The sequence below is a fragment of the Prosthecobacter sp. genome (genome assembly GCF_044373815.1).
Taxonomy (GTDB): Bacteria; Verrucomicrobiota; Verrucomicrobiia; order Verrucomicrobiales; family Verrucomicrobiaceae; genus Prosthecobacter.
In genome coordinates this window covers 1-8,612 of the sequence record NZ_JBIPNG010000282.1, presented here as the reverse complement: position 1 = coordinate 8,612, position 8,612 = coordinate 1, and the positions used below count along the sequence as shown (strand labels likewise).

The window sequence follows — 8,612 nt, the reverse complement described above, 5'->3', positions numbered from 1 at the left end:
TGACAGCGGTCTTCGACGGCTTTGAATCCGAGTTCGTCGGTGGCACCGATGGCCTGCCCACCTTTGACGCCGGCTCCAGCCATCCACATGGAGAAGCCATGCCAGTCGTGATCGCGGCCGGGTTTGCCCACGCCTTCGCTCGTAGGGGTGCGGCCAAACTCACCGCCCCAGACGAGCAGGGTTTCGTCCCAAAGGCCGGTACGTTTTAGATCGGCGATCAGCGCGGCGATGGGCTGATCAGTTTCACCGGCGTGCAAAGTGTGGTTAGTGATGCAGTCGTTATGGCCGTCCCAGGTGTCCTCGATGTGACCGCCGCCGGAGTAGAGCTGGATGAAGCGCACGCCTTTTTCGATGAGCTTGCGGGTGATGAGGCATTTGCGGCCAAAGTCGGAGGTGCGCTTGTCATTGAGGCCGTACATCTCCCGCGTGGCAGCGTCTTCGCTGTCGAGATCGACCACGCTCATCGCTTCAGTCTGCATGCGGTAGGCCAGCTCGTAGGACTCGATGCGTGCCATCAGTTCCGTCTCTTCGGGATGCCGCTTGAGATGTTCTTCGTTCAAGGACTTGAGCAGATCGAGACTGCGCCGCTGGGTGCGGTCGCTTGTGCCTCCGGGTGTCGCGAGATCCAGAAGGGGCGAGCCGCCGCTGCGAAACAAGGTGCCCTGATACGCGGCTGGCATGTAGCCTGCTGTCCAATTGGATGCACTGCCGATGGGCCCGCCGCGGGGGTCGGTCATCACCACGAAGCCGGGCAGGTCTTGATTGGCGGTGCCGAGACCGTAATTGAGCCAGGAGCCGAGGCAGGGTTTGCCAATGAAGATGCTGCCTGTGTTCATCTGCAAGCAGCCGGAGGCATGCGCTGCTGTGTCCGCATGCATGGAACGGATCACACAGAGGTCATCCGCGTGCATGGCGGTGTGTGGAAAGAGACTGCTGATCTCAAGGCCGCTCTGACCGTGTTTTTTGAACTCAAACGGGGACTGCATCAGATGGCCCACGGCGCGGCCGTTGGATCCCACCTTCGCATCGCCGTGGTAAGGCATGCCGTGGTATTTCTTGAGCGCTGGTTTCGGATCAAAAGTATCCACCTGGCTCGGCCCGCCGTTCATGAAGAGGAAGACGCAATGCTTGGCCTTCACTGAATAATGCGGGCGCTTTTCCGACAGCGGCGATGCAGCGAGTGCATCAGTTGCCATCAAATCTGCCAGCGCCAGTCCGGCGAAGCCGCCAGTGGCACGCATCAAGTATTCGCGTCGTGTGAGAGGGCGGGCCATCGTTTTACTCGGGATAAACAAACTCGTTCAGATTCAGAATGACCCGGCAGGCTTGCTCCAGCGGTTGGTCTTGAAGAAAGGTGCGCATCTTCGCCAGCTCATCAGGTGAGGGATTGCGGCAGAGCGCGAGCTTCCATGCGCGGGTGATCTGCTTTTCTGGATCATTGCCTGCTTCATGGCGCAAGCGTGTGGCGAAGTGTTGGGCCTGCTGGTTGACGAATTCGCCGTTGAACAAACTCAGCGCCTGCGGCGCGACGGTGGTGACCTGGCGCTGCGGGCAGCTGCTGACGGTGTCAGCGAGGTCGAGGGTTTCGAGCATGGGGATGACAAGGCCGCGTTTGATGAAGGCATAGATGCTGCGGCGCGAAGCTTCGCGTTCATCGGAGGGCTGCCAGACTTTTTCCTTGTCGGTGTTGGCTTCGAGCGCGGCTTTTGGAATGCCGGGTTTCATCGCAGGGCCAAAACGTTTCGGATTGAGCAGGCCGCTGACGGCGAGCATGGAGTCGCGGATGGCTTCGACTTCGAGGCGGCGGTAACGCATGAGCGAGTCGGTCGATTTGCTCATCTGCCATGTTTGGCTGGTGAGGATGAGGCGATGCAGCTTTTTCAGCGACCACCCGGCATCGTACATGAACCAGTGCGAGAGCCAGTCGAGCAATTCCGGTTGTGCAGGAGCGGCTCCCATGAGGCCAAAATCATTCGCGGTGGTGACGAGGCCCTGGCCAAAGTGCTGCTGCCAGACACGATTCACCGTCACTCGGGCCGTGAGCGGATTTTGCTCACTGGCGATCCACTGTGCGAGGCCGAGGCGGCGCTGCGTGGTCTTATCATTAGGTGCTGGGAATGAGGGCTGCTGTTTGACGAGAATGGCAGGCACCGCAGGCTCGACGAGATCGCCAAAGCGAGTGGGGGAGCCACGCACAAGCACATGCGTCTCCGGTGCTTTTGCTGATGGTTCACTCCAGGCGTAAACCTCCGCGCCATCAACGGGCACAGTCAACTCCGCACGGCCTTTGGCTGGACGCTTGAGGGGATTGAACACGGCGACGAGACTGTAGTAGTCGCGAGTGGTGAGTGGCTCGAACTTGTGATCATGACAGCGTGCGCAACCGATGGTGAGACCGAGGAAGGCCTGCCCGGTGGTGCTGACGATATCGTCGAGCTGATCGTAACGATCTGCGGCAGGATCTGCGGGCTCGTCGTCCCAATGACCAAGGCGAAGGAAGCCGGTGGCGATGACGGATGAGAGCGAGCGGTCTGGGAGTTCATCGCCCGCGAGTTGTTCCAAAACAAAGCGGTTGAAGGGCTTGTCTTGATTGAGAGAGTCGATGACGTAGTCACGATAGCGCCAGACGAAAGGCTTCTCCGCATCGCGCTCGTAGCCGTTGCTGTCCGCATAACGCACCACATCCAGCCAGTGCCGCGCCCAGCGCTCACCGTATTCGGGGCGTGTGAGCAGATCATCGATCACGGCGTTCAGATCACCGGATTTGGCAAAGCGCTCCTGCTCTTGAATCGTTGGCGGCAGGCCCGTGAGGTCGAGATGCACGCGGCGAAGCAGCGCCAATGGATTCGCCTGAGGTGCAGCGTTGCGTTTGCCGAACACAAAGGCGTCAATCGGATGAGTAGAGGCAGACGCAGGCAGCGGTGGGCTCTGCACGGGTTGGAATGACCAGTGCTCGGAAGGCTTCTTTGGAATCGCTTCGTCTTTTGGAAAGGGCGCACCGTCCGCGATCCACTGTCGCAGCATTTCGATTTGCTCTGCGCTCAGACGCTTGCCTTCCGGCGGCATGCGTTCGTCTTCATCCGTGGAAGCGATGCGTTCAAGCAAGTCGTGGTGAACATCTTTTTGAATCAAAGCGCCGGCATCGAGCCGCAGGTCGCCTTTTTGCTTCATGGTGCCATGGCAGGAAATGCAGCGCTCCTTGAGCAAGGGCTTGATGTCCTTCACATAGTCCACCGCCATGACAGGCAGCGCGAACGCATACGCGCCTAGCACTGCGAAGAATGCAGATGGCATGGAAATACAGCGATGGAGTTCAGGCTGGCGCATGGTGGGCATAGACTGTCTGACATACACATACGGGCATTCCACCGTTCTCTAAATTGAATGTTTGACCTCATGCATGTAGATTTTGACATGGCCGACGAGCGTGACCCCAATCTCTATTTCAGCATTCCAGGCCCATGGAACATGAACGCAACGCGGCCCATGCACTGCGATCTGGGGCAGATCGTTTTCGCCGGGACCAAGTGGGACAGCCAGGCCACCTATGCGCATGCACCTGCACCGCATTATTTGCGACCCACGCCGCACTACCTGTTGGTTTTGACCCTCGAAGGCACGGCTGACTACATGGACGACACCGGGGTACGCTGTGTGATGCAGCCCGGCACTCTGGTGTGGTCAAAGCCCGGCGTGAATCAAAGCTACGGCCCCAAAGATGGCGTACGCTGGAGTGAGCTGTTCCTGTGGTTTAATGGCAGCGTCTTCGATGCCTGGCAGTCTGCCGGATACCCCGGAGACCGCAGCCGTGTGCTGGAACTCAGCCCTCTCCCCTACTGGACAAACAGGCTGCGCCGCATCCTCCAGCCGCCACCGGATGCGCCCCCTGAGACGGCTTTATCACGCCTATGCCACTTTCAGCAGTGGCTGGCCGATGCCCTCCAGTTTGATGCGTCACAGCACCAGACCACGGAGACCTTGCAGTGGCGGGAGGCTGCGGAGCGCATGCTTGCTGATGGCAAACTGGGAGCGCCATTGCTGGAAGAAATCGCTGCTTCTCTCGGCATGTCCTACAGCGCCTTTCGAAAACGATTTGTGCAAATGACCGGCAAAAGCCCAGGCGAATTCCGTGCCGACGCGATCGTGCTGCGCACCTGTGCCAGACTGCTGGAAAGCAGCCACACCCTGGCCAAGATCGCGGACGATCTCGGCTTTCATGATGCCTTCCATTTCTCGCGGCGCTTCAAGCAAGTCGTTGGCATGTCTCCCAAGGACTTCCGCCGTCAGCACGCCCAGGTCTGAGGTTTACACCTCCGGCAGTTCGAATCCGGCGGCGTATTCCTCCTGTGCGAGTTTGTTGGCTTCGGCGGCGAACTCACCGGTGAAGACTTCGTTCACCGGATCGAAATCGAGCCATGGGCCGACGACGACTTGCTCGACCTCGGTGTTGATTTGATTTGCGGCGAGGGTGGCGAGCATGCCGGTAAACATTTCCTGGCCGAACTTGTCGCCCTGCAGGCGCTCTTTGATTTCTTCGTTCTTCATCGCCTTGCCGAGACGGTAGGAAGTGTTCGCGAGATGTGCGAGAGCGGCGGCCTGCTGGCCGTGGCGGATGTGCAGCACATCCTTGGTGTATTTGCCAGCGCGCACGGAGTCGATGAAGTTCTTCATGTGATCCGGGCCAGTGAGGAAGTTCTCAAACTTCGTGATGGTCTTGCCCTCATTATCGTAGACCTTGGATTCAGCCACGTAACCGCCTTCGCAGTGGATAATGTTTCCGGTGCGGATACCCTTGTAGGGTGGCTCGCCGGTTTTTTGATCCATGTTCTTTGTGGGCAGGCCAAACATGTCCATGAGCAGAGGCACGGGCTCATAGGGATGGAATGCGAGCTGGCAGTTGGCCGTCTGGCCGTCATCCACATAACCCCAGCGATGGCCGAGGCTCATCACGCGCTGCGGCAGCGTGGCGGGGTCATTGAGCGCCCAGCGCGCCACGTCATACTGATGCGGTCCCTGGTTGCCGATGTCGCCGTTGCCATAGGGCCACTGCCAGTGCCAGTCGTAGTGGAACTGCTTGCGCATGATGGGCATCTCAGGGCGAGGCGAGGACCACAGCTTGTAATCCACCGTTGCGGGCGGTTGCTGGGCGGCGTCCACCTTGTCAATGCTCAGGCGCAGGCCGTGGACGAGCGCATGGGAGAGCTTCTTCTTGCCGATGTGCCCTTCATTCACCCATGCCATGGCCGCAGCCCAGCCGAGGTCGGAGCGGCGTTGCATGCCGTGCTGCACGATGATGCCTTTCGCGGCTGCCTTGGTGGCAGCCGCCATGAGCTTGCGTCCCTCAATGAGATTGTGACAGACGGGCTTCTCCACATAGACGTGCTTGCCGTGTTGCAAGGCCGTGAGCGCGATGAGCACATGGCTGTGATTCGGTGTGGCAATGGTCACGGCATCAATGTCCTTGTCCGCACAGCACTCGCGGAAGTCACGGTAGGTTTTGACGGTGATGTTCTGCTTGGCGAGCTCGGCCACTTTCTTGTCCACGACGGTGGAATCGACATCGCACAGCGCCACCAACCGCACGCCGGGAACTTTGAGCAGTTCCTTGATATGACCGCCACCACGACCGCGAAAACCGATCACCGCGACACGCACATCTCCATTGGCCCCGCGCGGTGCGCCCCAGGCAGGCATGGAAATGGCTCCGGCGAGGGAGGTCTGAAGGAAACGACGACGAGAAGTGGCAGGCGTGTTCATGGTGGGCCTCATAACGTAAGCTGCGGGCTTGCCTTTGCGAAGTTCATGCCTAGCGGTGAAAGATGGAGCCACTGCCGACACTCAGCGAAATCGAAGCCGCCAAGGCGCTCATTCGCCCCCACATCCACGAAACACCGGCGTACCGCTGGCCTCTGCTCGAAGCGGGCCAGGGCTGCGACCTGTGGTTGAAGCATGAAAATCACACGCCCGTCGGGGCTTTTAAAATTCGCGGCGGACTGGTCTATATGGACGAGCTGAAACGTCAGCAACCCGAGGTGCGCGGGGTCATCGCCGCCTCGACCGGCAATCACGGGCAGTCCATTGCTTTTGCAGCCAGACGGAACGGCCTGCGGGCGTTGATCGTGGTGCCGCATGGCAACAACCCGGAGAAGAACGCCGCCATGCGCTCGCTAGGGGCGGAACTGGTGGAGCATGGTCGCGAGTTTCAGGAGGCGCTTGTGTTTTCGCGTGAACTCTCAGCCAAAGAAGGGCTGCATGCGGTGCCGTCATTCCACCCCTGGCTTGTGCGCGGTGTGGCGACGTATGGGCTGGAGCTGTTTCGCACGGTGAAAGATCTGGATGTGGTGTTTGTGCCCATCGGCCTGGGTTCCGGATTCTGCGGCGTGACCGCGGCGCGGGAGGCGCTGGGATTGAAGACGAAGATCATCGGCGTGGTGTCCGAGCATGCGCCTGCGTATGCGCTGTCGTTTCAGCAGCGGCAGTTTGTCGAGCAAAAGAGCATGACGCGCGTGGCGGAGGGCGTGGCCTGCAAGACGCCGAACCGTGATGCGCTGGAACATGTGATGCGGCACGCGCATGAGATTGTCACCGTGAGTGATGAGGAGACCGTGGCTGCGATGCGTGAGATCATTCAGGCTACTCATAACATTGCGGAGGGAGCGGGTGCGCTCGCTTATGCGGCGCTGAAGAAGCAGCGCGAAGCATGGCAGGGCAAACGAGTGGCGTGTGTGCTCACAGGTGGGAATGCGAGCATGAGCATCCTGCGCGAGGCGCTGCTCTAACGTCGCGGCACCCACGGCAACACGATGTGCGAGGGATGCTCGCGATCGTAATAGACCGTATTCGTGGCGATGACCGTGCGGCGATGCTGCTGGAGGGGTTCGCCGGTGTTGGGGTTTACATCGAAGCGGGGGAAGTTGCTGCTGCTGATGTCCACGCGAATACGGTGGCCTTTTTTGAAGACGTTGCTCGTGGGATAGAGCTTGATGGTGAAGGGATAGACCTTGCCGGGCTGCATGAGCTTTTCTTCCTGCAGTGAATCACGAAAACGGGCGCGGACGATGCCGTCGGCGAGATTGAGATCGAAGCCATGCGGCCAGTCGGCGCTGGAGGGATAGACATCGATGAGCTTGGCGGTGAAGTCCGTGTCCAAGGCATCGGATGAGGCCCAAAGCTTCACCTCGATCTCACCCGTGATTTCGGTGTTTTCGGTCAGCGGTGCCGTTTGGAACACGAGCACGTCGCTGCGGGCGGACAGCGGAATGGGCTTGGTCCAGTTCCAGAATTTGTCACTGCCACGCTGATCCCATGCGCCCTGCTGCATGATGCCGTCTCCGGAAGAAATGTTTCCGCCGAGCGTGGGCACCGGGTTCTTGGGGTCAAACGCATAGGTCACGGATGCGCGCTCAGCCTTGGGCTTTGCGTCGCTCAGCAGGCCTTCGGCATGCAGATAGAACGGGGTGGGTTTCATGCGCTCCAGCGGCCATTCGTTTTCATCACGCCACTGCCCACCGTGATTGAGCAGGCCCTCTTTGGTCTTGCTGCCATCTCCGGTGCCCATGACGAAGATGCGCACTTTTTTGGCGAAGGGAGCGGCCTTGCCGACGCTGTTGTCGATGCCCTTCATCCAGTGATCAAACCACTCCTTGCGCCAGGCAAGCTGATCCTCAATGGCGGCGTCTTTGCCGAACTCCACCTGCCCATGCGCTGATTTGTTTTGCGCGCCATGAATCCATGGGCCCATGATGAGATAGACATCGCTTTTCAGCGTCTTCGACAACGCCTGAAAATTGGCCGAGGTGTTGCCGGCCCATGAGTCATACCAGCCACCGACGAGATAGACGGGCATGTCTTTGTAGCGCGAGGGATCGGCCAGAATGTTGTTCTGCCGCCAGAAGGCATCGTCCTTGCCGTGGCGCATGGCTTGAATGAGCCAGTCTTCGTATTCAGGGGCGAGCTTGAGCGGCGTGGAGCCAGGGCGCAATGGAAGCAAGGAGAGGTAATCCCAGCGATAGTCTGCCATTTCCTTGAGTTCGTTTTGCGTGGCAGGATCAAGCGCGGCGTTGCTGCCTTTGCCGGCATTGAGCATGATCCAGTTCCAGAAGCGCATCTCAAACGCACCCGCATTGCGCATGCTCTGCCGCCCCATGTTGGACACGGCATCCACCGGGATGACGGTGGTGAGCTGCGGCACTTTTTCCAAGGCCATCGCGTGCTGCGTGCCACCCACATACGAGGTGCCCACCATGCCGATCTTGCCATTTGCCCAGGGCTGTGCGGCGATCCATGCGGCGCAGTCCGTGCCGTCCACGCCATCATCGGTCATCCAGTGCCAGATGCCTTCGCTGGCATAGCGTCCGCGTGTGTCCTGCGCCACAAACGCATAGCCGTGCGCCGCAAAGTACTCGCCGAAGCTTTTCGCTCCGTCCTTGTTGTAAGGCAAACGCGTAAGGATGACGGGCAGCTTAGCAGTATTGCCCGCAGGCAGATAAACATCCGTGGCGAGTTTCACGCCATCGCGCATCGCCACCATGACGTTCTTCTCGACCTTAACGCCCGCTTCCTGGGCATTAAGGAAAGAAGCAACCAGCAGGACCGCCATGATGGCTGCGCGA

6 protein-coding genes are annotated in these 8,612 nt (G+C 59.7%); 2 read left to right on the top strand and 4 right to left on the bottom strand.

All coding sequences use genetic code 11. The features are described from left to right. Together ACIREA_RS20370 and ACIREA_RS20365 are read right to left on the bottom strand one after the other, a co-directional pair. Positions 1-1,274, bottom strand: a 1,274-nt coding sequence (locus ACIREA_RS20370) for a DUF1501 domain-containing protein (protein ID WP_397384181.1), incomplete at its 3' end; no start/stop codon positions are given. A 4-nt stretch (positions 1,275-1,278) separates the two neighbouring features. Beyond that, entirely contained in the window at positions 1,279-3,294 is a 2,016-nt protein-coding gene (locus tag ACIREA_RS20365) for a DUF1553 domain-containing protein (protein WP_397384180.1), read from the bottom strand. Between the two features lie 102 nt (positions 3,295-3,396). Between ACIREA_RS20365 and ACIREA_RS20360 the strand changes: the two genes are divergently transcribed. After that, positions 3,397-4,302 carry a helix-turn-helix domain-containing protein gene (locus tag ACIREA_RS20360; RefSeq protein WP_397384179.1) on the top strand — a complete coding sequence of 302 codons (906 nt, stop codon included), beginning with the start codon at positions 3,397-3,399 and terminating at the stop codon, positions 4,300-4,302. Between the two features lie 3 nt (positions 4,303-4,305). On the opposite strand, the gene ACIREA_RS20355 is transcribed toward ACIREA_RS20360, so the two are convergent. Continuing rightward, a complete protein-coding gene (locus ACIREA_RS20355) occupies positions 4,306-5,757 on the bottom strand; it encodes a Gfo/Idh/MocA family protein (RefSeq protein WP_397384178.1) in 1,452 nt (483 codons plus the stop codon). Positions 5,758-5,828: 71 nt separating this feature from the next. Between ACIREA_RS20355 and ACIREA_RS20350 the strand changes: the two genes are divergently transcribed. After that, the gene (locus ACIREA_RS20350; RefSeq protein WP_397384182.1) at positions 5,829-6,779 is read left to right on the top strand and encodes a threonine dehydratase; all 951 of its coding nucleotides are present in this window, start codon (positions 5,829-5,831) and stop codon (positions 6,777-6,779) included. Here ACIREA_RS20350 and ACIREA_RS20345 read toward each other — a convergent pair. Next, positions 6,776-8,612, bottom strand: a 1,837-nt coding sequence (locus tag ACIREA_RS20345; protein WP_397384177.1) for a CocE/NonD family hydrolase, incomplete at its 5' end; no start/stop codon positions are given. The genes ACIREA_RS20350 and ACIREA_RS20345 overlap by 4 nt on opposite strands.